Here is a 22,623-nt window from a genome sequence, read left to right on the forward strand (position 1 = left end):
GTCACAGCCGGTCGGTGAACATGCAGCGCGCATGGACGGCGAGCAGGCGAGAGGGTTCGCCGGGCGCGGAACGGGTCAGGTCGAGCGGCCCGTACAGCAGAGCCGATCCCCGTTGGCGGGCGGTCTCCAGCCATACGGCGGACACCGGCGTCGGCTCCGGGGCGCTCCAGAGGATGACGTCGTACGCATCAGGGCGCCATTCCCTCGGGCTGTCGGGCAGGAGGGTGGCATCCAGCAGCCGGACGATGCCGAGCAAGGTGCCGTTCGATTCATGGACCTTCAGCACCCACGCCGGATCTTCCTCAGGCAGTTCTTCGGGAAGATACGGCTCCCAGGCCAGGCGCTCGTGCAGATCGCCGTAGCCGGCCTCGGGACTTTCGGGGTCTGGGACCAGCGCGACCGAGGCGACACTGCCGGACCCGGTCAGCGTCATGTCGGCCCGGACACCGTACCGGGCGGGGTGCGCGAGACCGGAGAGGTCGAGCACCGTGCTGGGGTCGGCGTCCTCGGAATCACTGCCCGAGACAGTGAAGGTGAAGGGCGACGAACTCTCCTGGCCGGTGTTCTGGCCTCGCATGAGTCCGGCGTGCTTGTGCCCGTAGAACGTCCACAGGTCCAGCGCGTCCTCCAGGAGCGCCGAGCGGTCAGCGCGGATCATCTGTTCCACGCAGCGGACCATGCTGTGGCCATCGCCCGGAGGCGACGACTTCAGGGCCCGGAAGAACACCTGGGCGGCATGCGAAGCGAGGGAACCTGCATCCGGCGCGTCGGCAGCTTGCAGGCTGTAGACGGATCCGGCCGTCACCGCGAGCACGATCGGGTCCTCGTCGAGGAGCTTCGCCGCCAGGGACTGCTGGCACGGTGCGCACCGCTCGAGGCACGCACCGATCAGCGCGGACGCGGTCCGCATGTCCGGCGCGGTGTCGACTCCCCAGCCGCCGGGGTTGCCAGGCTGGAGGTCTGTGTTCGACGGCCCACTGTGGTGCTGGTGGAGGGTGCCGGCGTTGGCGGCGGCGTACGCGGCGCCCCTGGACCGGCTCGTGTTCCGGGCCCGGCTCTTGCGACCGTGACTCTTGGACATGGCTCTCTCATTTCCCGCGCCCGGCCCCATGATCCGATGCGCGCGACGAAGAGCAGCATGCGGAAGGCTCAACGGCCGTACAGCCGTCGGAAGCTGACGTACACCTCGCACTGATGCTGCACAGACCGGACCCTCCTACGGGGGCCCGCGGGCACCTTTGCCGTGGTGCGCCCCGGTCATGGGCCGGGCCGCTGGCTTGGGCCGATGCGTCGGCCACTGCCAGCAGCGTACCGGTCCGCGACGGGTGCGGGAGCCGATCGCCAAGGTTGAGGACGGTCAGGTTGCGTGAGTCTTCTGCCGGGCGGCGAGGTCGGTTGGCGCCCAGCCCTTCACGAGCGAGTGGGCGGTGTATCGGTGTTGCCTGCGACCGAGGTCGGGGCCACCATCGTCACCTCGGTGGCAGCCCACACGGGCCGCGGTGGCGGCTGAGTTGCGGACAGGGCCGGCCGACGCGGTCGATCCATCTTGAGCAGTAGAGGGTGAACATCCCGTCGGGCGGGATGGTCCAGAGCGCTTCGTCCTGTTCCCGCTCGTTCTCGGACGGCTGCTCGGTGACACGGACGATGTCGCCTTCGGCGAGGTTCAGTTCGACGTCGCTGTCGAAGAGGATCCGGTAGGGGAAAGGGGTGATGTACGTCCGAACCAGCGTCACCCGGCCGAGCGTTCCGGCCGGCACCCGATAGGGGACGCAGTAGTCCGCCGGCACCGCTCCCGGTCCCTCCTCCGCCTCCAGGCCGTCGTCCGGGTACGAGCCCCGCAGCCGGTGTCGAGCCTCTACTCGGTCGCCGACGTCCAGGGTCAGGGAGCCCACTCGCACTCTGCGGGCCAACTCCAGCCGGTTCTCCAGCGAGAGCGTCTCCAGGAGGTCGTCGAGCGTTGTCGTTGTCCGCGTCCCATCCTCCGGAGGACTGCTGCTGGATCGCGGTCCCGTGTTGGAGGGGTGAGGGACGGCGTAGCGACGAACGTGGGGCAGCGGGAGCTCTTCGTCATCGTGCGGGCAGCCAGCGCTGTGGACGCTCGGCACGGTCACCGGCCGGCCGACCTGGTGGGGAGTGAGGCGAGTGGGGACCGATGGCCCTTGGGGGTCGCGTGGACGGCCGGCCAGTCGATGCGGCGGCTTCGGGTGAGCCGGTCCAGATCGGCCTGCCGGTAGAGGCGGACCTGGGTGTGGTGCTGTCCCTCGACGATCTCGGAGTGGGCGAGCAGCCCGGCCCGTACGAGGTGGTCGAAGTCGCTCTCCCTCACGCCAAGGATCTCGGCGGCAGCATCACGCATGTGGAGTTGGCCCGCGGCCGAGGCACGTTCGGCCTTACGGCGGTCGCGGAAATTCTCCAGGGCCAGCCCGCAGTAGAGCGGGCGGTCCCGGTACTCCCCGACGACGGGTAGGTGCCCGCGGCGGGCGAGTTCGGCCGCAGTACCGGCGTGGACGGTGATCGAGAAACGGTCGGCGAGGTGTTCCTCGGCGCGGGTGGCTCCGACGTCGGGCAGGGTGCCGACGGCCTGCCGGATGGTGTCGATGCGGGCGACGGCGTCGCTGAAGACGGCGGCGGACCATCGGCCGCCGGCCACGTCGGGGCTGGGGATGAGCCCGAGGCGCTGCGCGCGGGTGAACTGCCACAGCGCCAGGTCGGCGCGGTCGGGGAACTGCAGAGGGCCGTAAGACTTGAGGGTGGCGGTGGTCACGTCATGCCTCCTGGTACGAGTCGATGTACGGGTCCCCGGCGTCGTCGTGGTCGGCTTCTGCCTCCCAGCGCGCTTCGTCCTGCGCTTCCCAGACCAGTTCCTGGTACTTGTCCTCGTACGGGTCGTACGGCTCCCGGGCTGCTTCGGCCATCTCCGCCCAGTAGGCGGCCTCCGACTCGGCATCCTCGTCGGCCCGTTCCTGCGGGGTGAGCGCGGCACGGCGGGCGTCTTCCTGCTCCCGCCGCGCCTGCGCCTGCGCCTCGTAGTAGCCAGCCCAGACGAGCACGGCGTCGTTGGGTCCCCAGCTGCACCAGCTCCAGCCGTCGACGTTCTGGTGGCCGGCCGCGCGGGCGCATCGGCCGCCGTCGATCGGGTGGGCCATCCCGCTGCACACGAGGACGAGTTCCTTGGAAGGCTGCCGGGCCGCTGTACGGGGTCCACGGCGCAGCTCGGCGAGGACGTCGGGGAACCGGCGGCCGGTGGAGCTGGCGATCTCCCGGGCCTGGCGCTTGAGGTAGTCGCTGCCTGATTTGGTCACGGTCGTCTCCAAGCGGGATCCCACGCTCCCCGCCGGACGTCGCGTGAATGGGCGCAGCCGGACAGACGGATCCTTCGGGTGGTGCTGCGCGGGACCCGACTTCGGTCCTTGTCCGGCGGCGCTGCCCCGGTGCGGCGTGGGCGCGGGGGCAACAGCGGAAACGGCGGTTCGCGGCATGCCGTTACAACGGAGATCTACCGTACCTGGCGGTACTGACAACCGGGCCACGCCTGCGTCGCGGCCGCCGGAGCAGAGCAGCAGTCAGCAGCCCAAACGTGCTGTGTGCGCCCGGGAGTTGGTGAGCCGGCCCGCGATCCAGTCCGGGAGTTGGAGGATCGGGACGTCGCGGGTGATGACGTAGCGCGTGCCGTCCACGGCGGATCCGGGTCCGATGAGGTACCCGCCGCTGCGTCGGCCGGGACCGCGGACGTCGATGCCCGGCCCGAGCGCCGTCCGGCCCCCGGAGACGCTGGGGATGGTGCAGTCGCCGGAGACACGGAAGTACAGGTGCAGGCCCCCGCTCGGGGTCTGCACCGTCAAGGTGGCCGGCCAATGCTCGCCGAGCCGGGCAGCGAGTGCAGCGAGCACGGTCGGGCCGTCATCGGCGACGTCCAGGTCCAGCCCGACCACATGCGAGGCACGGCAGCCGACGCCGATGTTTTCGCCGGCCCGCCACAGATCCCGTACGCGGGAGGGGTCGTTCAGGCAGCGTGCGTGCCACCCGCTGGCGGCGGGCCGCCGGCCGCCGGGCGGGAGCGGGAACACCGCAAGCCCGCGCCGGGCCAGGTCGACGGCCGCCGCCGTGGTCGAGGCCGGGTCAGCAGTCACAGTGATACTCGTGGTCGGCGCCGCACTCGCAGCAGTGGAAGCCGGTACCGAAGAACCCGCAGCGTTCGCAGCTGTACTCCCTGGGCTCGTCCAGTTCGGCGGTGCACAGTTCGCAGTGACACGGTGCGTCCGGCTCGTCGTCCGGCAGGTCGAGGACCTCGACGGCCGCCGCGTACGTCGTGACGTCCGGGTACTCGGCGAGAACCTGGCAGAGTTCGTCTCGTCGCGGATCGTCGGCGAGGGCGACGGCGTCGTGATGCCTGACGCCGAACGTCTGCTTGAGAGCGGCGAGGTCCTGCTTGCGGGCGTGGTTCTTCGGCAAGGCGCAATCCTCCAGCGCCGCAGCGATCCCGTGACTCGCCGCGCGGGAAGCGTCGGCCGAGGAAATACGAAGGAGGGCTCGGCGCGGGGCACCTTCGGAGAACGACGGTCACGGGCCGTACGCGTTCCGGGCCTTCGAGCCGGGCCCACGGTCTCCCGACCGCCACCTCATACCGTAATGGACCCCACTGACACTCGGCGGCGCTCGGCGGTCTTCGGCGGTGCCCAGCGGAGAACTGTGCGGCTGGGTGCGGATGGAGGACGCCGTCACCGTCACGGGCACCTCACTGTCCACGATCCTGCTCGCCGGCGCGCAGGCCGGCGCCGTCACCCCGGGCGGCTGGTCACTGCGTACCGCGCTCGGCGACCACCCCCTGGAGATGAACCCGATCCTCGACCAGGCGTGGGAGGCGACGCCGTTCGTGGCCCCCGAGACCGCGACTCAGCCGTGAACCTCAGGACCCGCCGGTCCCCTTCGGTTCGGGCAGCTCTCCGGGCTTGACGGGCACAAGCTCGATGCAGGTGGCGGCCGTACCTTCGAGTTCGGTCCTGCGCCGCTCCGCACTGGGCTTGTCGTACGCGACGGCGGACGCCCGGGGCGTGCCGTCGGGATCCGTCCAGGTGAGCGCGAAACTCCGCATGGTGGTCGTCATGCGGTCATCATCTCCGCTGGCACTGACACCCGTGTGTCCGGTGGCAGGCCGCGCTTCGGCTGGGGTCTGATCACCGCGACGCGAGCGGGGACGCGATCGATGTCACAGCGTCGAACTAACATCCAGTCCATGCCGAGTACCACGCCGCCCGAAGCCGCCGGCGACGCTCCCGCTGAGCAGCCCTACGATCCCTTCGCGTTCCCCGACGACTTGGTCGCGGCCCAGAAGGAACTGCATGAGACCTACGCCGCACTCCACCGCTTCCAGAAGGAACTGGACTGGTCGGCGGCTCCTCACGAGGGCTTCACCGACACCGAGCGGTGGCGCAACACGACGCGTCCCGCCACCGACGGATGGACGCCGGAGCAGACGGCCGAGTATGAGCGGCTGTGGTCGAAACTCCGTGAGCTGACGGCGTACGTCGCGGGCCACAAGCACTGGGAGCTCTGCCCGAAGGACAAGGCTGTGGAGGCCCGGCAGGCTCTCAAACACGTCCCGGGCGCTGCCCTCGATCCGGCGCCGGTCGGAGCCCTGGAGGCGGTGTAGTCCGCCCGTCGCTCTCCGCGCGCCGCCGATAGGATGCCCCCGAGGCGGGCACGTACGCCGGAGTCCGAAGGGGGCGCGGCCCACGCCTGAGCCCCGATGCCCGGACAAGGTTCTCGGAATCGCGTGCGGATCCCGTCTCCCCTGATCTGGTGCGACGCGGGCGTGGGGCGTGTCGCGGTGTGGACAGGGCATGACGAAGGACCGCACGCGAAAGCGCAAGATCCGGGCCGAAATGGCCGTGACGGGCCTGGCGTACAACGACGCCGCCCCGACGTTCGACGCTCACGAGGTGCCCGACGCCGGGCATCAACCCCCCGCCGGTGTCCCCATGGCGGATGACCCGCTGGGCCTGGGGGACGGTACCGAGTTGTTCACCGCTCCGCTGATGGTGGTCACCATGCTGCCGCCCGGGGCCGAGGGCCTGGCCGCCGCGCAGGTGATCGCGGACGCCGTCGACTACCTCGTCGATCCGGCCGCGGGCTGGTACCGGGCGTACGCCGAGGTCTATGGGCCCCGTCCCACCCGGGAGTCCGGTATGGCCCCGCTGGCCGGGCACCGGCCGGGCATGCTGCTCGTCCAGGTGTCCGCACGGCGCCACTGGACCACCGAGAACCTGCACGACTTCCTGCGGGACGCCGCGGTCGCGATCCTTGCCGCCCTCGCGGCCCGGTACCCGGAGGTCACCGAACGGCACGTCACCGTCCAGGCCTTGCGGATGGAGTCCGCCGAACAGGTCCTCGCCGGGGAACCGGAACCGACCGCTCGTACCGACCAGGCGCACCCGAGCCTTCGAAACAACCACCTGCTCCGCAAGGGAACCGGTGAGCAGGAGAGGGCGGACGAGGTCTCCTACCCGTTCCGTCTCGTCGACGCCCACGACCGTGGCTGGTTCGCTGTCGGCGCCGCGATCTACCTGTGCGCGGGCGCCGAACAGCGCGGCGCCGAGCCAACCTCCCTCGAGGACCTGAAGAGCGAGCGGGGCCCCCTGCGCCCGGTCGTGCCCGCGTCCGAGCGCGACCTGGACCGGCTTCGAGCCGCCTTCGCGGACGCCGGCCCCAAGGCCGTGGCGTCGCTGCTGGTCGTCCTGTACCGCCTCGCCCGGGAGCACGCCGAAGGAGAGCACGAGCGCTCGGGCCGCATGCAGAGCGGCCGGTTGTACGCCGGCGGCGAGGACACCTGGGAGACCGTGACGATGCGGAGCCTGATCTGGGGGCTCGGAGTCGACCTCGCGGACAAACCCCGGCGCCTCCACGGGCCGATGATGGACGTCGTACGCGACGTCGTCGACGGATGGGTGACACCCAGCTCGGACGTCTACGTCGAAGTCGCGAACAACATCACCGAGGCCTTCCAGCCCGCGGCCGCGGCGGCCGGCGGGTGGCAGGCCCTCGCGGACGAGCACTTCCGGATCGGCGCCCGGTTCGCCCACTCGAAGAACTCCATTGAGGCCGCCCACGCCTGGCTGATGGGGCAACCGCCCGCCGCTGACGGCTAGACCATGGACGGCACTTGACCTCGCGGGTACGCTCCAGGCCTCCCTCCTGAGCCGTAGGCGAAGGACTGGAGCGATCTTCGTCTGGCGCCACATGAACTCGCGCCGACGACGTCGTGCGACCGTCTCACGCGACGGTCGTAGGGTGCAGCCATGGCCTACACGTCACTTCACCGCTCCGTCGGAGCCCAACCCGGTCGTGTGACCATCGGGATGCTCGACCAAGCCGTAGCGATCGGGCTCGGCGAGGCCGAGGACCTCGATTGGAAGCTGGACGCCGACGAGGTGAAGGACAACCGCGAGCACGCAAAGGACTTCGCCGCCCTGGCCAACGCCCAAGGCGGGATCATCGTCACCGGCGTCGCCGAGAACGGCACCGGCGGCGCGGACACGGTCGTCGGAGTCGAAGACCCCCGCGCCCGGGCCCTGGCCGACCGGTTCCGCGGGATCGCCAACTCGATGGTGCGCCCGTTCATCCCTGCCTTCACCGTCTACACCGTGCCATTGCCCTCCACGCCCGGCCGTTCCGTGGTCGTCGTCCAGGTGCCGCGAAGCCCGGAATCGCCGCACCTGGTGCCCTGGGACAAGGACAGCTGGCGTTATCCGAAGCGTGTCGGCGCCGACACGGTCTGGCTGGGCGAGTCCGAGATGGAAGCCGCGTACCGGCGGCGCTTCGCCGCCCGGCGGGACGCCGAGGTGCGCCTGGAGGAGCTCGCCGCGCGCCTCGCCCCGCACCTGGCAGGAGAGGCCCGGCGCGTGTGGGTGGTCGTGACCGCCGTCTGCTCGGTACCGGCCCCGTACGACACCGCACCGGTCATCGACACCAGGTCGGCCGACCCGGGCATGACCGAGATCTTCCGCGCCCTGGCCGAGAGCGAAGACGCCAGTTTCCTGCGGCACCGGCTGACACAACTCGCCCCGCGCGTCGGCCTGCGACGGGCGGTCTTCACCGAGTCCCGCCCCTACACCGGCCAGTGCGACCGCGCCTACATCGAGCTGCACCACGACGGCTCCTTCGCCGGCGCCCTTCAAGCCACGTCCGCGCTCCAGCACGGTCCCACCCTGCTGCCCCGGCTCGACTTCGAGAGCACGGTCCGCGACCTGGTGACCGCCGCCGCCGTCCATGCCCACCGGCGAGGTGGCGACGGCATGCTGCAACTCCGTGCGACCGCCCTCACCGAAGGCGGCGTGATGGCGCTCGCGAACCGCGGCAGCCAGTACGACAAACAGGTCGACGGCAGCCTCGTCGCACACCCCGAGCCCGCGCTCACCGAAGCGCCGCTCCAAGACCTCGGCGCCTCACCAACCGGCCGTCGTACAGCAGCGAACCGACTGCTGCTGGACCTCACCCACCAGTTCGCCGTCGAGGACCTGCTCGCCCCCTGAAGACTAAGAACTCCTAACAGAGTGCCTTCAGCCGTCGCCAGCAGATGATGCTGCAGGCCAGGCTGAGGAAGGCTTCGTGGATGTCGTCGCGGATCTCCCAGCGGATGCGTAACCGGCGGAACCAGTGCAGCAGCGCGGTTGGGTCAAGCTCTGCTCGACGACCCACCGGTGCACGCCGAGCCCCGAGCCGTGTTCGGTGCCGCGGCGGGCGATGACCGGGGTGATCCCGACGGCGCGGACCTGCTTGCGGTACTTGTCGTGGTCGTAGCCCCGGTCGGCGTAGAGCCTGTCGGGGCGCCGGCGGGGCCGTCCGCGTCGGCCCCTGTCGACGATCAGGTAATTCCCCACGATCTGCATGATCAGCTTCACATAATTCCCCATCCTGGCGATCACGAATTCCCCTGGGGACGACGAATCCGTCGGTGTGCACTCGGCAGACCATGACCGGCTCTACGATGATCCGATGTGTCAGCCCGCCGCAGAGCCGTACTGGAACACCAACGTTGGCCGGCACCCGGGCATCGAGCGTCATGGGCGGGCAGATGCCCGGCGGACGAGCGCGGTGCGATTGGGGGTGAGGAGGTACGGCAGCAAGGCTTTCAGGGCGGCGGCGAAGGCTCGGACGCGAAGTTCAGCCAGCCTGGTGCTGCTGGCGCTGCCTGGCAGATGATTGACGGCCCCGAGGCTGCACTCGGCGTAGAGCTGAGCAATGCTTGCGTGGATCTTGGGGCCAGAGTCCCCCAGGGTGCCGACGTTTGCGACCACTTCAGCTTCGTTCTTCCAGAAGTAGTGGTAGATGGTGATCCGCAGGTTGTGACCGGCATAGTCGAAGCCACCATCGACGTCGTTAGGTCCGGTAAATCCTGCCTCCGCCAGGAACCCGAAAATCTCCCGCCCGAGTCGGCGGACCGCTTCCTCCGGCGTCTCCCGCTTGCCCATCCCGTCATCGTCCGGCGGACCAGCCGCCACCGCCAGACCCGGGAAAGGCATGGGATGAGTAAGCCGGTACCCGAGTGTCCGGACTTGTGCTGGATGTAGGGGCCGATTCCCGGAAATCTTTGAGACTGCCTGGAGATCACCGAGACACGACATTTTCACCATGCGGGGCGGTTTGAGCGTCATGTCACTCTCTGTGGCGGTTCCTCCTTGTTGGCCATGGGTAGCGCGGAGTCCGGGATCGAGGGACCTGGTCGTCGCGGAGCTGTCCGTGTTCCTCGTCCCGTGGTTCGGCAGGCCGATGGGCAGCCCGGATGGCGAGGAGAACGTTCGTCGTGGTCGACATCACCGAGATCTACGTCCACTGGTACGCAGGCCGCTCGAAGAGCGCGCTGGCCGCGTCACTGGGGGTGGACCGCAAGACGGTCAGGAAGTACCTGGCCCCGGCGGAGGCGTCCGGGATCACCCCGGGCGGACCACCGATGACCGAGACCGACTGGGCCGGGCTGATCGAGGGGTGGTTCCCCGGCCTCGTCGACAGGAGGCTGCGGCAGGTCACCTGGTCCGACATCGACCAACACCGCGACTACATCAAGGACTTGCTGGGAACGGTGACGGTCTCCACGATCCACCAGCGGCTGCGGGACGAGCACAAACTGAAGGTGTCGATCTCCTCGTTCCGCCGGTGGGTCCACGCCACGCTGCCTGACGAGGTGAGCCGCTCGCAGGTCACCGTCCTGCGCGACGAGATCGAGCCGGGTGAGGAGGCCCAGATCGACTACGGATTCCTGGGGCAGTGGACCAACCCGCGCACCGGCAAACGGCACCGGGTCTGGGCGTTCGTGATGGTGCTTCCCTGCTCACGGCACATGTTTGTCCGTCCGGTGCTGCACCTGGACCAGCACGCGTGGACCGAAGCGCACGTCGCGGCCTTCCGCTACTTCGACGGCGTCCCGCGCCGTCTCGTGCCGGACAACCTGAAGACCGGGGTCGACAAGCCCGACCTCTACGACCCGAAAATCAACAAGGCGTATGCCGAACTCGCCACCCACTACGGGGCGTTGGTGGACCCGGCAAGGGCATCGAAGCCCAAGGACAAGCCCAGGGTGGAGCGGCCCATGCCCTATGTCCGGGACTCGTTCTGGCGCGGGCGGGAGTTCACCTCGATCGAGCACATGCAGGCCGAGGCCGTCACCTGGAGCCAGCAGGTCGCCGGCCAACGGCAGTGCCGGCCGCTGGGCGGGGCGGCCCCGATGGCCGTGTTCGACGCGATCGAGGCCGCCGCCCTGCTGCCGCTTCCGCCCACCCCGTTCACCCTGGCCCGCTGGTCGACGGCCACCGTCGGCCCGGACATCCACATCAAGGTCGGCCGCACCCTCTACTCCGTGCCCTGGAAACTGATCGGCCGCAAGGTCGACGTCCGCTCCACCGCGACCATGGTGCAGGTCTTCCTCGACGGCAGTCTGGTCAAGACCCACGCGGCTCTTGAACAGGGCAAACGCACCGACAAGAGCGACTACCCGCCGGAGAAGATCGCCTTCCAGATGAAGACTCCCATCTGGTGCCGCACCCAGGCTTCCGAGATCGGCGACGCCTGCCGCGAGGTCGTCGACCAGCTGCTGGAGATCAACGCCCTCTACCGGCTCCGAGCCGCCCAGGGGGTTCTCGGGCTGCGGAAGAAGTACGGCGACACACGGCTGGAGGCCGCCTGCGCGAGAGCGATCGCGGTCGGCGACCCGTCCTACCGCACGATCAAGGGCATCCTTGTCGCCGGCACCGAGACCGATCCCGAGCCCGAGACCAGCGGAGACGCGGGCGCCGCGGCCTTCCTCCACGGCCCGCAGGGACTGTTCGGATCCGTCGCACCCCCGGACACCCCGGAGGACACCCGCGACGACCAGGTCCACGGCGAAGACGAGGTGGCGGCACGATGAGCGTGATGGACAGCGCCCTGCGCGAGTCACTGAAGTCCCTGAGGCTGTCCGGGATGCTGGAGACCCTCGACGCCCGCCTCGCCCAGGCCCATGGCGGAGAACTCGGCCACCTCGACTTCCTTCAGGTCCTCTGCCAGGACGAGATCACCCGCCGCGAGACCGTCGCCTTCCAACGCAGGCTCCAGCGAGCCAAGTTCGAGCAGCAGGTCACCCTGGAGGAGTTCGACTTCACCGCCTCCTCGAAACTGCCCGCCGCCCAGATCCGGGACCTGGGAGCGCTGCGCTGGCTGCACGCAGGCGAGTCCGTCATTCTGTTCGGCCCGGTCGGGGTGGGCAAGACGCATATCGCCCAGGCGCTGGGCCACCTCGCTGTCCGGCAGGGCGCCCACGTCCGCTTCGCCAAGACCAGCCGGATCCTCGCCGAACTCGCCGGCGGCCACGCAGACCGCACCTGGGAGAAACGGATCCGCGAACTGGTACGGCCCGACGTGCTCATCCTCGACGACTTCGCCATGCGCCAGCTCTCAGCGGCCCACGCCGACGACCTCTACGAACTCGTCTCCGAGCGGCAGGGACGGTCCCTGATCATCACCAGCAACCGGGCGCCCAGCGACTGGTATCCCCTCTTCCCCAACCCCGTCGTCGCCGAGTCCCTCCTCGACCGGCTCATCAACACCAGCCACCAGGTCATCATGAACGGCCCCAGCTACCGACCGAACAAGCGCCCCAAGAACCCCACCGACAAGCCCACCAAACCGTCGGTCAAGTAGCCGCCACCCGCACCCGGGGCTGGGGAATTACGTGAACTCAGCCCCGGGGAAATACGTGAACGTCCACAGCCCCGTACCGGTGGGACGGCCTCGATCAGCGGCATGAGCTGGGTGACGTCGTTGCGGTTCCCGCCGGTCAGTGACGCCGCCAGCGGGATGCCGTGCGCTTCGGTGATCAGATGGTGCTTCGAGCCTGTCCGGGCACGGTCGACCGGGCTCGGTCCGGTTTTGGGCCGCCCTTCATGGCCCGCACGTGGGAACCGTCGATCACCGCCCTGGACCAGTCCAGCGCACCGGCGGCGTGCAGCTCGGCCAGCAGCGACTCGTGCAGACGCTGCCAGACACCGGCGTCGTTCCAGTCCCGCAGGCGCCGCCAGCAGGTCATGCCGGAACCGAAGCCCAGTTCCTGGGGCAGGAACTCCCACGGAATCCCGGTGTAGAGCACGAACAGGATGCCCGACAGCACCTTCCGGTCATCCAGACGCCTGCGCCCCGGGTGATCCGGGCGGCGCGGAACGACCGGCAGCAACGGCTCGATCCGCGCCCAAAGCTCATCGGACACGATCCACGGAAGCTGCTCACCCCTCCTCATGTGAAGGCTAACGCGCCATCAGGAACCGGCATTCCAAGGCGAGAAGTGCAATTCTGTTAGGAGTTCTAAGGCTGCGGGCGTTCTAGGTGTCGGCGGTGACGGCCGGCATAAGTATCAGGACGCCCCCGCACGGACCCGGCGGGCCTCCTCCTTGTCACCACCAGGGCGAAGGCGAGACGCCGGCGGCCAACGTGCCCTGCACGTACGGAACGAGATCGAGGGCATCGACCTCTATTTCATTTTCTACAACAAGGTCCGAAGCTCGGTTTCCGCCACGCCTGGTGACCGTGCAGCCCATTTGGGCCGATTCAGTCACTCATGGCTACAACTCGTGGCCGTGGAAGGCGGTGACCGGTCCTTCGCCGGTGTCGTGCCGGGCACGGACACGGCATTGTCAGACCCTGCCAGTAACGTCAGGTGTGCAGGGACTCGCGGCGCACGCCCAAGGAGCCCTGGATGTGCGGACTTTGCTTGGCGGCTGGCCGCGCACCAGGGCTCCCGGCGTGTCCCGGGTCCTCCAACCCCTTGGTACCGGCAGTAGGAGGAACCCTTGACTGACATTCCTGAAGCTACACGACGCCTACGACAATCGCCCCGACCAGCAGAAACGGACGTGAGTGCCGTCACGGGCCCCTGCGGATCGCGCGATGCCGTCGGCCTTGCCGAGCTGATGGAGACGCCGGCCGTCCGATGACCATCCTCGCTATCACTCCCGGCCTGCTCTTCATCCTCATCGTGTCGGGAATCGTCTTCGCCGCCGTGTACTTCCACACGAAGAAGCGCAGTACCGAGGTTCCGGCCACCGGCGACCTGGGAACGGCGATCATGTCGGCCGCGGCCGTCGCGGCGGTCCTGGTGTCGATCGGACTGGCGGCCGCGCCTTCGGGGGCGGCTGACCCGCCCGACGGCGGCTCGGTACCCACGTGTTCGTCCCTTTCTCAGGGGTGTTGAAGGCCGCCCGTGATCTCTGAGTGCTGGTGCCGGTGGTCGTGCGACCACCGGCACCAGCACATCGGGTACGACGCAGGGCACGAAGCCGACGCGGAAGTCGTATGACCGCCGGCCCCGGCAACATCCGCCACTCCGCAGGGGACGACATCGACGCGCATCAAGATGGTCGCGTCCCTCGCGCCCGAGACGCACGGCCGGTTCACGTACTGCGGAGCCGGGTCACCGTCACCACGGCGTGCCGGGTCGTCCCGGCCAGAACCTCAACCACCAGACCGGGAGCGGCCGTGGTGTAGGGCTCCCCCGCCCGGGTGCGCGTGCCGCGCGGCGGGCCGCTCGCCGCGAGGTGCACCGCGACTTGAGCCGCGAGCGGCGCCTTGAGGGACTGGGTGAGCGCCACACGCCCGTCGGGGAGCCGGACCGCGAGTGCCCTCGGCCGCGCGGCCGGCCCGGTGTAGCCGACGACGTCGGCCTCCACGGTCTCGGCATGCCTGATCTTCTTCCAGACCCGGCCTGTGGTCCTGTAAACGGAGGTGGCCTGCTTCGCCACGATGCCCTCGATGCCTTGCTCCGGGAGCTGTTGGTACCAGGTCATGGCCACTGCCGGGTCGTCGGTCATCGGGACCAGCTGGATCGGCGGCTTGACGTCGTACGCCTCCAGCAGATCGACGAGTAGGGCACGGCGGTCGTCGTACCGCTGTCCCCGGACATCGCCATGCTCGGGGTGGAGAAGGACGTCCCACGCCACGAAATGAGCGGGCAGGTCCTCGGCGAGGCGGCGCGCGCGGGCCGGAGTGGACAGGGCGCGCGACTGCGCGGCCGCGAAATCGATCCTGCCGTGGGCGTAGATCACTGCCTCTCCGTCGAGGACCAGGCCCGGCGGGAGCATGTCGAGCGCAGCAAGGGCCAGGTCCATCCAGACCGGCGTGACGTCCCGCCCGGAGCGGGCCTGGAGCCGGACTGTCTCCGCGTCCCGCCAGATGACGGTCCGGTGGCCGTCGAACTTCATCTCGTACCGCCAGCCCGGCCCGACCGGCAAGGTCGGGACGAGCTCGGCGAGTGCGACGTCGACGGGAAAGTCCACACGATCAGACTCCGGCCGCCGCGGCGCCCGTGCATGTGCAGCGGCGCTACCCGAGGAGGAGCGTCACCGCCTTCACGACCAGCGTGAGCGGCGCGTCCTGGGCGGCCAGGGCGGTGCCATAGGAGATCGCGACGTGCTCGATGGCCCTTATCGCGGCGCACAGGACGCGGGCCTGGTCTGCGGTGAGCTCGTCGCCGGCGTCCAGCGCGAACGAGCTGAGGGCGATCACCGCGAGGCTGGCCAGCGCCGCGAGGAGCGCGAGGTTGTGGAAGAGCTGGGGCATGGAGTGCCTCTCCGGGCCGGGCGAGCGCCGGCCTCACCCCTTCCCGTCCAAATGACGCCGTTTCCGTAGACCAACTTGGGAAGTGAGAGGCACGTCATACGCGCGCTTCCCGGGGCCCATGAATCAAGGGCCCGCCCGGTCCTTGCGCCCGCTGCGAGGCGAACGACAGCACCAGACCACCCGTTCGCACACTTGTGCGAATTCGGAGTATCGTGGGATACCTGGAGAGGACACAGATCAGGGAGGGACGGCAAGCGAAAGACGGGAGGTGGAAGCCGTGGATTTACTCATCTGCGCGTCGCCTCCGGATACGCCGCCCGCTACGGAGCCTCCCTCCCCGACGGCCTCGTGCAGCGGGCCGCCGAGCGCGGGATGACGACGCTCGCACTGACTGACCGGGACACCGTCGCGGGCACGGTCCGCTTCGCCACCGCCGCCGTGGCCGCGGGCGTCCGCCCCGTTTTCGGCGTCGATGTCGCCGTCTCTCCGCTCACCCCGCCGGACCCGGCCGCCGTACGACCTCGTACGCCAGTGCGCGGCGGTGCGCACGTGCTGGAACCGCCGCTGCGGATCACCCTGCTCGCGCAGAACGCGGCCGGGTGGGCGCGGCTGTGCCGCCTGGTGTCCGCCGCGCATGCCGAAGCAGACGGCGCGGCGCCGGTCGTGTCCTGGCCGGCCTTGCGCGCGTACGCCGACGAGGACCTGGTGGTGCTGCTCGGACCCTCCTCCGAGCCGGTGCGGGCGCTGTCCGCCGGCCGCCCGGATGTCGCCGAGCAACTGCTCGCGCCGTGGCGGGAGCTGGCTGGAGAGCGTCTGCGGCTGGAGACCGTGTATCTGGGCCGGGATGGCACCGGCGCGGGATCATTGCGTCTGGCCGCGCGCACCGTGGGCCTGGCCGACCAGCTCGGCGTACGCACCGTGTTGACGAACGCCGTCCGCTACGCCGACCCCGGCCAGCACCGGCTGGCCGACGTGCTCGACGCCGCCCGGCTGCTGCGGCCCGTCGACCGCCGGCACCTGGACGGCGGGGAGCGGTGGCTGAAGGGCCCGGCCGCCATGTCCGCGGTCGCCGAGCGGATCGCCCAGGCCGTCGGCGACGAGTCCGCCCGCGCCGTACGCCTGCTGGCCGAGACCGAGGCCACCGGACAGTCCTGCACCCTCACCCCGGCCGACCTCGGCCTGGGCACCCCTCACTTCCCCGAGCCGTCCGTCGTGGGCGCGGGCCCGGAGCCCGGTTCGGGGATGAGGCTGCTGAGGCAGCGCTGCGAGGCCGGGATGGTCGCCCGCGGCCTGGACCGCGACGAACGCGCCGTACGACAGCTCGACTACGAGCTCGAAGTCATCGGCCGGCTCACCGGCTTTGAGGCCTACTTCCTCGCCGTGGCCCAGGTGGTCGCCGATACCCGGGCGCTGGGGATCCGGGTAGCCGCGCGCGGCTCCGGCGCCGGGAGCATGGTCAACCACTCCTTGTTCATCGCCACAGCCAATCCCCTTGATCATCATCTCCTGTTCGAGCGGTTCGTGAACGAGCGCCGTACGTCGCTCCCGGACATCGACCTCGACGTGGAGTCCGAGCGGCGCCTGGAGGTGTACGACGCGATCATCAAGCGGTTCGGCACAGAGCGGACCGCGGTCACCGGCATGCCCGAGACCTACCGGGCAAGGCACGCCCTGCGGGACACCGGGCTTGCCCTCGGGATTCCGCCCCAGGTCGTGGGCGAGATCGCCAAGAGCTTTCCGCACATCAGGGCGCGGGACATCCGCGCGGCACTGGCGGAGCTGCCGGAGCTGCGGCAACTCGCCTCCCAGGCAGAGAAGTTCGGGCCGCTGTGGGAGCTCGCCGAGGGCCTGGACGCGCTGCCCCGCGGCTACGCCATGCACCCCTGCGGGGTGATCCTGTCCGACGCGTCCCTGCTGGACCGGGTGCCGGTGCAGCCGACCCCGGCCGGTTACCCGATGGTGCAGGCCGACAAGGAGGACATCGAGCTCGGCGGCTACGCCCTTCTGAAGCTGGACGTGCTCGGAATCCGTCTTCAGAGTGCGATGGCTCACGCTGTCGCGGAGATCCGCCGCGCCACCGGGAAAGTCCTCGATCTCGACAATCCCGACCATGTCGACCTCAACGACCGGCTGGCCTTCGAGATGATCCAGGCCTCGGACACCGTGGGCCTGTTCCAGCTCGAGTCACCTGGGCAACAAGATCTTTTGTCCAGGCTGCAGCCTCGGCACATGCAGGACGTCATCGCCGACATCTCGCTGTTCCGTCCAGGTCCGGTCGCTGGGGGCATGCCCGCTCTCTTCATAGCGGCCCGCCACGGCGCGGCGCCGCGGTACGCGCACCTGGACCTGGAACCGATCTTGTCGGATACGTACGGCGTGACCATCTGGCACGAGCAGATCATCGCGACGTTCGCACAGATGACCGGCTGCGATCGCGCTGCCGGCGAGTTCGCCCGCCGCGCCCTCGCCGACCCCGACCGGCTGCCCGGCGTCGAGAAGTGGTTCCGCCGTACGGCTGGGGAGCGCGGCTACAGCACGGCCGTGCTGGACGAGGTCTGGGAGACCATCGCCAGCCACGGGGCATATGGATTTTGCAGGGCGCACGCTGTCGCATTTGCTGTTCCTGCGCTTCAGAGCGCCTTTTTGAAAGCAAGGTTCCCGGCGTTCCTGTACGCCGGGCTCCTGGAGCACGATCCCGGGATGTGGCCGCGGCGGCTCGTCGTGTCCGATGCCCGCCGCCACGGCGTGCCGATCCTGCCCGTCGACGTCAACCACTCCCAAGCGACGCACATGGTCGAACAGACCGAGCAGGGCTGGGGCGTGCGCCTTGCCTTCTCCAACATCAAAGGGATCAGCGAGGGTGAGGTCACACGGCTCGTGGCCGGCCAGCCCTACACCGGCTTGCAGGACCTGTGGCAACGCGCCCGCCCCTCCCTGCCGATCGCGCAGCGGCTGATCCGGATCGGCGCGCTCGGACCGCTCCGAGGCGACCTCACCCGGCGGGATCTCCTGCTGCAGGCGACCGAGCTCCACCGGCAGTCCCGCGCCCGCACCGCCACCGACGGCCAACTGCCGCTCGGCGGCGAGCTGGTGACCTCTACCCCGAGCGGGCTGCCCGAGATGACCAGCCGGGACAAGCTCGGCGCGGAGCTGGACACGCTCCAGATCGACGTCACCCATCATCTGATGGAGCACCACCACCGGCTGCTGAACGAGCTCGGCGCGACCACTGCCGCGCACCTGCGGGGCATGATCCCCGGACAGAAGGTCCTGGTCGCGGGAGTCCGCGCCTCCACCCAGACCCCGCCGATCGCGTCCGGCAAGAGGATCATCTTCGTGACCCTGGAGGACGGCACCGGCCTGGTCGATCTCGCCTTCTTCGAGAACTCCCACGAGGCCTGCGCGCACACCGTGTTCCACTCCGGCCTGCTGCTCGTGCGCGGTACCGTCGAGTCCCGCGGCGCGCGCCGTACGGTGGTCGGTGAGATGGCCTGGGACCTGGACGAGGTGGCCGCCGCCCGCCGTGACCACGGCCCCCAAGCCGCCCTCGACCTGCTCGGCCGCACCGACCCGGCCCCCACCCCGGCTGCCCAACCAGCGGCGCCGCAGCGCACCCTTGCCGACGGCACCGCGGGCGCCCGCCTCCACCCGTACGCCGACCTCCAGCCCGCCGGTACCCGGTCTGCAGACTTGCGGCGGCTGGGGCACCGGAGTCCCGGTTCTCCGGGCTGATACGTGTCTCACACGACACACCGACGCCCACCCGCGGGGGGTGTCCTCTGTCGACCACTGCCCCCGAACAGGCCACAGTGTGGCTGTCCTGGACAGCCGTCGGCCTGGAGGCCTCTTGCGGGTGGTGACTGGCACTCGCCGAACCGGATCTACGGTCAGTCCGCAGATGGCTGATCTTGTGGTGGGAAGAAGCCGAGACGCTCTGAGCCGTCCACGCTGAAGGCATAGATCCTGGCCCGTTCGGTGATGGCGGCGGGCGGAGTGCCGTTCTCGATGATGATGACCTGCCCCGGAGGGTCGTCGAGCAGGTCTCGGTAGAAGTGCTCGACGACGTCATAGGTCATCAGTTCTGGATCGGCTTCCCGGTTTTCGGCCTGTCGGAAGGTGACGACCGGTGAGTCGAGCATTACGAATCCGGGGTGGATCAGGCCGCGGGCCTTGTTGCGGCGTGCCAGCGCTACGACGAAAGCCGCGTGGATGATGGACCGCATGCCCTGGCCTCGGCTCCCCCGGGGGCGCCCGTCAACCGCGATCTCTGCACTGGTCGGGTTGTAGATGACGCGATTCTCTCCGGGGACGTGCCAGGCCTGAAGCGTCTGGTGGATCGCCTGCTCGAAGTCTGAGACGTCGGCAGCGGGAATGCCGTCCGGCCTGGCCGGCGCCGGGGCTGGCAGGCCATTCGACAGTGATGCCTTCATCTCTTCGAGCTGCTCGATCTGGGCGTGGATGGCCAGCTCCTGCTCCAGGCGTGAGCGAACTGCCAGGACCTCGCTGGTGTCTGTCGTGAGTGGTTCGAGTTGCTCCTCAAGTGCACGCAGTTCACTGTCGATGCCTGTGAGCTGGTCATCGTGGCGGGCGCTCTCCGCGTTCAAATCTTCCGTTTGAGCGTCAAGGTCTTCGATCGTGCTGAGAAGGTCGCGGTGCAGCTCGGTGGTCTTCCGGGTCTCGGCGGCAACAGCTGCCACCAGTTGTGTTGTCTCAGCCAGGTGATGCCCAGGGTGCTGATGCTCTGGTTCTGCACCACAAAAGACGCAGGTGCCGGTCTGGAAGTAGCCCAGGAGATTCCCTGCTTCGCCGACCATGCGCAGGCGTTCGAGGTCCGATTCGTACTGCTCCCGCAGCAGTGCGAACCGGGCTAGAAGTTGACGCACTTCGCTAGCGCGCTGCTGATTGGCGCTCTCGCCTGCTTCGATGACGCGGCGACGCTGCACGAGCGCGGATCGTGATGCCATGAGCTGACCGGATCGGGATGTGGCGTTGTCCAGTGAGCTTTGCAGGCGGGCCAACTGCTCACGTAGCTCGGGCTGATTCGCGTCGATGGTGAGCTTTGCACGGTTGTCGTCGATAAGGCGGTCGAGGATCTCGACCTGACCCTTGCCGACCTTCTTCTCCACAGTTCCGGGCGCGGTCGGGCCGACTGGTTCGTCCTGCCCGGTGAGGAGGAGCTTGAGGACTGATTTCTCGCCGGTCTCGTTCTGCGGTAGCCCTGTAGTGAGGACCGGGGACCGCTCGCCGCCCATACGCGAGTCGTTGATGACTGCCAGCCGAGCCAAATCCCGGAAGTTGAGCAGCCGTACTTCGCCGCGTGAGTTCCGGAGGATCTTCAGTCCGTCGATCCCCAGCACCTTGAGGAGGTATCGGGAGATGTTCCGCTGCGAGGTTGAGCTGTGCTTGAAGCTGAGCGTGGCGTCGGCCGGCGCCGTGGTGAGCTGGCGAAGATCACTGTGGAACACGTCGATGGTGCTGTCCGCGAGCCCACGGGAGAGGGTCAGTATCCTGCCGTCGTCTGTTCGAAGCCCGAGCAGGATGCGGCTGTAGCCCTTGTCCTCCGGGATGGGCTTGAGCTCGCTTGCGCCAAGCATGTAGTCCACGGACTTCTCGACGTAGGACTTGCCACGCTCGGAAGCGCCGTAGATGACCGTCAGGCCCGGGCTGAACTCAACGGTCGCGGGAGGCTTGCCCACTCCGAGGAATGTCAGGTGTACCAGCGTCAGCCTGTTCACAGCACGTCCCCTTCGGCTGGGTGAGGAGTGTCAGCGGTGAGGCGGTCGAACCAGCGCTGGGTGATCTGCTTCATGCCGTCGCGGACGTCCGTTTCTTCGTGCATGTAGGTGCTGACTAGCCAGGAGGCCCGTTCCGTGAGCAGCCCGACGTAGGGGGCTTCCAAGACGTTGAGGAAGCTGGCTGCCTCCTCTGTGGCCCCGTAGAGGAAGCCGTCGTCGGTGGCGGTCATGTCAGCGAGGCCGGCACGCATCAGCACGACGAGCCCCTGTTCGATGAGACGCCGGCGCATGCCGAGTTCGCCTGGGCCGACAGGAAGGTCTGGGTGGAGGCTGGACGGGCCGTCGGTGAGGTCGCCGCTGTGGAGCATCGCGTGGTCGAGGTAGACGAGCTGGGCGACGTCCAGGCGGCGGGGGAAAGTCTCGGACAGCAGAACCAGGGCGCGGACGCCGACTTCCAGGGGGCTGTTGAGAGGATTCACGCGGACTCCTCTTTGCACCAGGTCAGCTTGTGGTCGTTCGCCAGATGGTGGCAGAGACCTTTGAGGTCGAGGACTTCCACGACGGGGGCGAGGATGTTGTGTGGGTTGGGCTGGTGGGCTGCGGCAGCGTCCAGTACGGCGTCCAGGCGGTCGTGTCCGCAGTTGTAGTCGCGGTCCTCTATGTCGACCACGGCGTTGTATAGGTTCGTTTCGATCTTCTTGTAGGTGGCCTCGGGGACGCTCTCTCGGGCGAAGACCCGCAACGCGTCTGCGTGGAAGAACGCCTCTCGCTGTCGGGACAGGTGCCGGTTGATCCGCTCGTGCTCGCGCGCCTGGGCAAGGGTTTCCAGGCTGAGGCCGTACTTCTCGTTGTAGACGTCCAGGAGCTTCTGCACGTATACGGCCTCGTCAGCCCTCTGTTCTGCGGGCGCCGGATCGGCAGCCCGACGCGGCTTGAGCTGCTGTGGGAAGCGCCATACGTGGTACGGGGTTGTCGCGTGCAACTCGAGGATGTTCTCGATATCCGCGGCCTCGAACATCGAGAAGTCCGTCTGCCGAGCACGGTCCCCGACCGCCTGGCGTACGGCCGGGTCAAGGTCTGTCCCGAGTTTGGAGTCCGTCTTGTCCCAGGCTTCGAGGAATTCCTTCTTCAGCTTCGGGGGGTGGAGGAGGAGCCGATCGAGGGTTTGGCCGATCTTCGGTGCCACGAAGACGTACCGGGTGGGCAGCTCGTACTCGCCCAGCACCTTCGCCGTGAAGATCTTGACCATCTCGGGCCACGCATCGCTCTGTGTCAGCGCCTTGCTGTAGTGCTTGCACTGATAGCAGTGCCACTCGCCGGCGGTGCCCTGCGGAGTCAGGCAGGCCGCGACGTCCGCTCCTCGGTCGCCAGCCCCGCCCATTCTCTTCACCTGGAGGTAGGGGCGCGCGTTCCACAGGCCGAATGCCCGGACCCATTCGACGGTGAAGTCCTCCCAGTCGTCGGCCTTGTAGACGTGGGCCAGGAGCTGTTGCGGGGTGAAAGTAGGAGCGCCCTGCGGAGTGGTGACCACCACCGGAGGCGACTCCGGCTCCGGAATGTTTTCGAAGACAGGCCTCGCCCCATCGCTGCCTGGCTTCAGCTCCCCAGCCACACTCCACCGCCCCCCGGCACTGAGCCGTCACGCAAGATCACGCAACGTACTCATATCATCCCGGCTTGCTCATCGTGAAGGCTCGGGAACGCAACGTGCACGGTTGAGCTTGGTCCGGTGGCAGAACGAGAATCGCAGTGTTCGAATTAAGTTCGATATATTGTCCGCGAGCCAGGCTACCCCTGCGGCTGGATGAGACGA

The 22,623-nt window shown here is 68.8% G+C and carries 21 protein-coding genes and 3 pseudogenes; 9 read left to right on the forward strand and 15 right to left on the reverse strand.

What is annotated here, in order from left to right:
* Nucleotide 1: 1 nt before the first annotated feature.
* The 6 genes from ACJ9NR_RS40555 to ACJ9NR_RS40580 form a co-directional block, all read right to left on the reverse strand.
* Nucleotides 2–910: a hypothetical protein gene (locus ACJ9NR_RS40555; protein WP_412512807.1), complete on the reverse strand. Its 909-nt coding sequence runs from the start codon at nucleotides 908–910 to the stop codon at nucleotides 2–4.
* A 559-nt stretch (nucleotides 911–1,469) separates the two neighbouring features.
* Nucleotides 1,470–2,111 carry a hypothetical protein gene (locus ACJ9NR_RS40560; protein WP_412512808.1) on the reverse strand — a complete coding sequence of 214 codons (642 nt, stop codon included), beginning with the start codon at nucleotides 2,109–2,111 and terminating at the stop codon, nucleotides 1,470–1,472.
* Nucleotides 2,108–2,764, reverse strand: a complete 657-nt coding sequence (locus tag ACJ9NR_RS40565) for a hypothetical protein (protein WP_412512809.1) — start codon at nucleotides 2,762–2,764, stop codon at nucleotides 2,108–2,110. The genes ACJ9NR_RS40560 and ACJ9NR_RS40565 overlap by 4 nt, the downstream gene beginning before the upstream one ends.
* Before the next feature lies 1 nt (nucleotide 2,765).
* The gene (locus tag ACJ9NR_RS40570) at nucleotides 2,766–3,302 is read right to left on the reverse strand and encodes a hypothetical protein (protein WP_412512810.1); all 537 of its coding nucleotides are present in this window, start codon (nucleotides 3,300–3,302) and stop codon (nucleotides 2,766–2,768) included.
* Nucleotides 3,303–3,563: 261 nt separating this feature from the next.
* Nucleotides 3,564–4,130: a bifunctional DNA primase/polymerase gene (locus ACJ9NR_RS40575; protein ID WP_412512811.1), complete on the reverse strand. Its 567-nt coding sequence runs from the start codon at nucleotides 4,128–4,130 to the stop codon at nucleotides 3,564–3,566.
* Complete coding sequence (locus ACJ9NR_RS40580) at nucleotides 4,120–4,452, reverse strand: hypothetical protein (protein WP_412512812.1); 333 nt, start codon at nucleotides 4,450–4,452, stop codon at nucleotides 4,120–4,122. The genes ACJ9NR_RS40575 and ACJ9NR_RS40580 overlap by 11 nt, the downstream gene beginning before the upstream one ends.
* Before the next feature lie 220 nt (nucleotides 4,453–4,672).
* Between ACJ9NR_RS40580 and ACJ9NR_RS40585 the strand changes: the two genes are divergently transcribed.
* A complete protein-coding gene (locus ACJ9NR_RS40585) occupies nucleotides 4,673–4,903 on the forward strand; it encodes a hypothetical protein (RefSeq protein ID WP_412512813.1) in 231 nt (76 codons plus the stop codon).
* A 3-nt stretch (nucleotides 4,904–4,906) separates the two neighbouring features.
* On the opposite strand, the gene ACJ9NR_RS40590 is transcribed toward ACJ9NR_RS40585, so the two are convergent.
* Entirely contained in the window at nucleotides 4,907–5,104 is a 198-nt protein-coding gene (locus ACJ9NR_RS40590; RefSeq protein ID WP_412512814.1) for a DUF8636 domain-containing protein, read from the reverse strand.
* A 129-nt stretch (nucleotides 5,105–5,233) separates the two neighbouring features.
* On the opposite strand from ACJ9NR_RS40590, the gene ACJ9NR_RS40595 reads away from it, so the two are divergent.
* The 3 genes from ACJ9NR_RS40595 (at nucleotide 5,234) to ACJ9NR_RS40605 (ending at nucleotide 8,528) form a co-directional block, all read left to right on the forward strand.
* Nucleotides 5,234–5,650: a DUF8825 domain-containing protein gene (locus tag ACJ9NR_RS40595; RefSeq protein WP_412512815.1), complete on the forward strand. Its 417-nt coding sequence runs from the start codon at nucleotides 5,234–5,236 to the stop codon at nucleotides 5,648–5,650.
* 190 nt (nucleotides 5,651–5,840) lie between these two features.
* The gene (locus ACJ9NR_RS40600; RefSeq protein WP_412512816.1) at nucleotides 5,841–7,145 is read left to right on the forward strand and encodes a hypothetical protein; all 1,305 of its coding nucleotides are present in this window, start codon (nucleotides 5,841–5,843) and stop codon (nucleotides 7,143–7,145) included.
* Nucleotides 7,146–7,295: 150 nt separating this feature from the next.
* The gene (locus tag ACJ9NR_RS40605) at nucleotides 7,296–8,528 is read left to right on the forward strand and encodes an AlbA family DNA-binding domain-containing protein (RefSeq protein ID WP_412512817.1); all 1,233 of its coding nucleotides are present in this window, start codon (nucleotides 7,296–7,298) and stop codon (nucleotides 8,526–8,528) included.
* A 13-nt stretch (nucleotides 8,529–8,541) separates the two neighbouring features.
* Here ACJ9NR_RS40605 and ACJ9NR_RS40610 read toward each other — a convergent pair.
* Both ACJ9NR_RS40610 and ACJ9NR_RS40615 read right to left on the reverse strand, forming a co-directional pair.
* Nucleotides 8,542–8,852, reverse strand: a pseudogene (locus ACJ9NR_RS40610) (transposase); the annotation flags it as partial.
* A gap of 204 nt (nucleotides 8,853–9,056) precedes the next feature.
* The gene (locus ACJ9NR_RS40615) at nucleotides 9,057–9,467 is read right to left on the reverse strand and encodes a hypothetical protein (RefSeq protein WP_412512818.1); all 411 of its coding nucleotides are present in this window, start codon (nucleotides 9,465–9,467) and stop codon (nucleotides 9,057–9,059) included.
* Between the two features lie 332 nt (nucleotides 9,468–9,799).
* Here ACJ9NR_RS40615 and istA point away from each other — a divergent pair, with 332 nt between their 5' ends.
* Nucleotides 9,800–11,398, forward strand: a complete 1,599-nt coding sequence (istA, locus tag ACJ9NR_RS40620) for an IS21 family transposase (RefSeq protein WP_412512819.1) — start codon at nucleotides 9,800–9,802, stop codon at nucleotides 11,396–11,398.
* Nucleotides 11,395–12,168 (forward strand): IS21-like element helper ATPase IstB, encoded by a 774-nt coding sequence (istB, locus tag ACJ9NR_RS40625; RefSeq protein WP_412512820.1) that lies wholly within the window; start codon nucleotides 11,395–11,397, stop codon nucleotides 12,166–12,168. Before istA ends, istB begins: the two co-directional genes overlap by 4 nt.
* Nucleotides 12,169–12,236: 68 nt before the next feature.
* Here the strand turns inward: istB and ACJ9NR_RS40630 are convergent.
* A pseudogene (locus ACJ9NR_RS40630) lies at nucleotides 12,237–12,760 on the reverse strand (IS5 family transposase); the annotation flags it as partial.
* A 334-nt stretch (nucleotides 12,761–13,094) separates the two neighbouring features.
* On the opposite strand from ACJ9NR_RS40630, the pseudogene ACJ9NR_RS40635 reads away from it, so the two are divergent.
* Both ACJ9NR_RS40635 and ACJ9NR_RS40640 read left to right on the forward strand, forming a co-directional pair.
* Nucleotides 13,095–13,301 (forward strand): annotated as a pseudogene (locus ACJ9NR_RS40635) (hypothetical protein); the annotation flags it as partial.
* Nucleotides 13,302–13,450: 149 nt separating this feature from the next.
* A complete protein-coding gene (locus ACJ9NR_RS40640; RefSeq protein WP_412512821.1) occupies nucleotides 13,451–13,711 on the forward strand; it encodes a hypothetical protein in 261 nt (86 codons plus the stop codon).
* A 199-nt stretch (nucleotides 13,712–13,910) separates the two neighbouring features.
* Here ACJ9NR_RS40640 and ACJ9NR_RS40645 read toward each other — a convergent pair whose 3' ends face one another.
* The gene (locus ACJ9NR_RS40645; protein ID WP_412512822.1) at nucleotides 13,911–14,792 is read right to left on the reverse strand and encodes an ATP-dependent DNA ligase; all 882 of its coding nucleotides are present in this window, start codon (nucleotides 14,790–14,792) and stop codon (nucleotides 13,911–13,913) included.
* A gap of 46 nt (nucleotides 14,793–14,838) precedes the next feature.
* The gene (locus tag ACJ9NR_RS40650) at nucleotides 14,839–15,075 is read right to left on the reverse strand and encodes a hypothetical protein (protein ID WP_412512823.1); all 237 of its coding nucleotides are present in this window, start codon (nucleotides 15,073–15,075) and stop codon (nucleotides 14,839–14,841) included.
* Between the two features lie 291 nt (nucleotides 15,076–15,366).
* Here ACJ9NR_RS40650 and ACJ9NR_RS40655 point away from each other — a divergent pair, with 291 nt between their 5' ends.
* Nucleotides 15,367–18,807 (forward strand): DNA polymerase III subunit alpha, encoded by a 3,441-nt coding sequence (locus ACJ9NR_RS40655; protein ID WP_412513006.1) that lies wholly within the window; start codon nucleotides 15,367–15,369, stop codon nucleotides 18,805–18,807.
* Nucleotides 18,808–18,962: 155 nt separating this feature from the next.
* Here the strand turns inward: ACJ9NR_RS40655 and ACJ9NR_RS40660 are convergent, their stop codons facing one another.
* From ACJ9NR_RS40660 to ACJ9NR_RS40670, 3 genes are read right to left on the reverse strand one after another with little or no spacing between them, the layout of a single operon-like run.
* Nucleotides 18,963–20,810, reverse strand: a complete 1,848-nt coding sequence (locus ACJ9NR_RS40660; RefSeq protein WP_412512824.1) for a hypothetical protein — start codon at nucleotides 20,808–20,810, stop codon at nucleotides 18,963–18,965.
* Complete coding sequence (locus ACJ9NR_RS40665) at nucleotides 20,807–21,289, reverse strand: ABC-three component system middle component 2 (RefSeq protein ID WP_412512825.1); 483 nt, start codon at nucleotides 21,287–21,289, stop codon at nucleotides 20,807–20,809. Before ACJ9NR_RS40665 ends, ACJ9NR_RS40660 begins: the two co-directional genes overlap by 4 nt.
* Nucleotides 21,286–22,422 (reverse strand): ABC-three component system protein, encoded by a 1,137-nt coding sequence (locus tag ACJ9NR_RS40670; protein WP_412512826.1) that lies wholly within the window; start codon nucleotides 22,420–22,422, stop codon nucleotides 21,286–21,288. The genes ACJ9NR_RS40665 and ACJ9NR_RS40670 overlap by 4 nt, the downstream gene beginning before the upstream one ends.
* Nucleotides 22,423–22,623 lie beyond the last annotated feature (201 nt).

Origin of the sequence: Streptomyces sediminimaris (genome assembly GCF_047049295.1) — a bacterium.
Taxonomy (GTDB): Bacteria; Actinomycetota; Actinomycetes; order Streptomycetales; family Streptomycetaceae; genus Streptomyces; species Streptomyces sediminimaris.

Bases quoted from the DNA above. Each gene is read 5' to 3' on its own strand.
- ACJ9NR_RS40555 (WP_412512807.1), bottom strand. From the start codon at position 910: ATGCGGACCGCGTCCGCGCTGATCGGTGCGTGCCTCGAGCGGTGCGCA.
- ACJ9NR_RS40590 (WP_412512814.1), bottom strand. From the start codon at position 5,104: ATGACGACCACCATGCGGAGTTTCGCGCTCACCTGGACGGATCCCGAC.
- ACJ9NR_RS40595 (WP_412512815.1), top strand. From the start codon at position 5,234: ATGCCGAGTACCACGCCGCCCGAAGCCGCCGGCGACGCTCCCGCTGAG.
- ACJ9NR_RS40600 (WP_412512816.1), top strand. From the start codon at position 5,841: ATGACGAAGGACCGCACGCGAAAGCGCAAGATCCGGGCCGAAATGGCC.
- ACJ9NR_RS40605 (WP_412512817.1), top strand. From the start codon at position 7,296: ATGGCCTACACGTCACTTCACCGCTCCGTCGGAGCCCAACCCGGTCGT.
- ACJ9NR_RS40615 (WP_412512818.1), bottom strand. From the start codon at position 9,467: ATGGGCAAGCGGGAGACGCCGGAGGAAGCGGTCCGCCGACTCGGGCGG.
- istB (WP_412512820.1), top strand. From the start codon at position 11,395: ATGAGCGTGATGGACAGCGCCCTGCGCGAGTCACTGAAGTCCCTGAGG.
- ACJ9NR_RS40640 (WP_412512821.1), top strand. From the start codon at position 13,451: ATGACCATCCTCGCTATCACTCCCGGCCTGCTCTTCATCCTCATCGTG.
- ACJ9NR_RS40650 (WP_412512823.1), bottom strand. From the start codon at position 15,075: ATGCCCCAGCTCTTCCACAACCTCGCGCTCCTCGCGGCGCTGGCCAGC.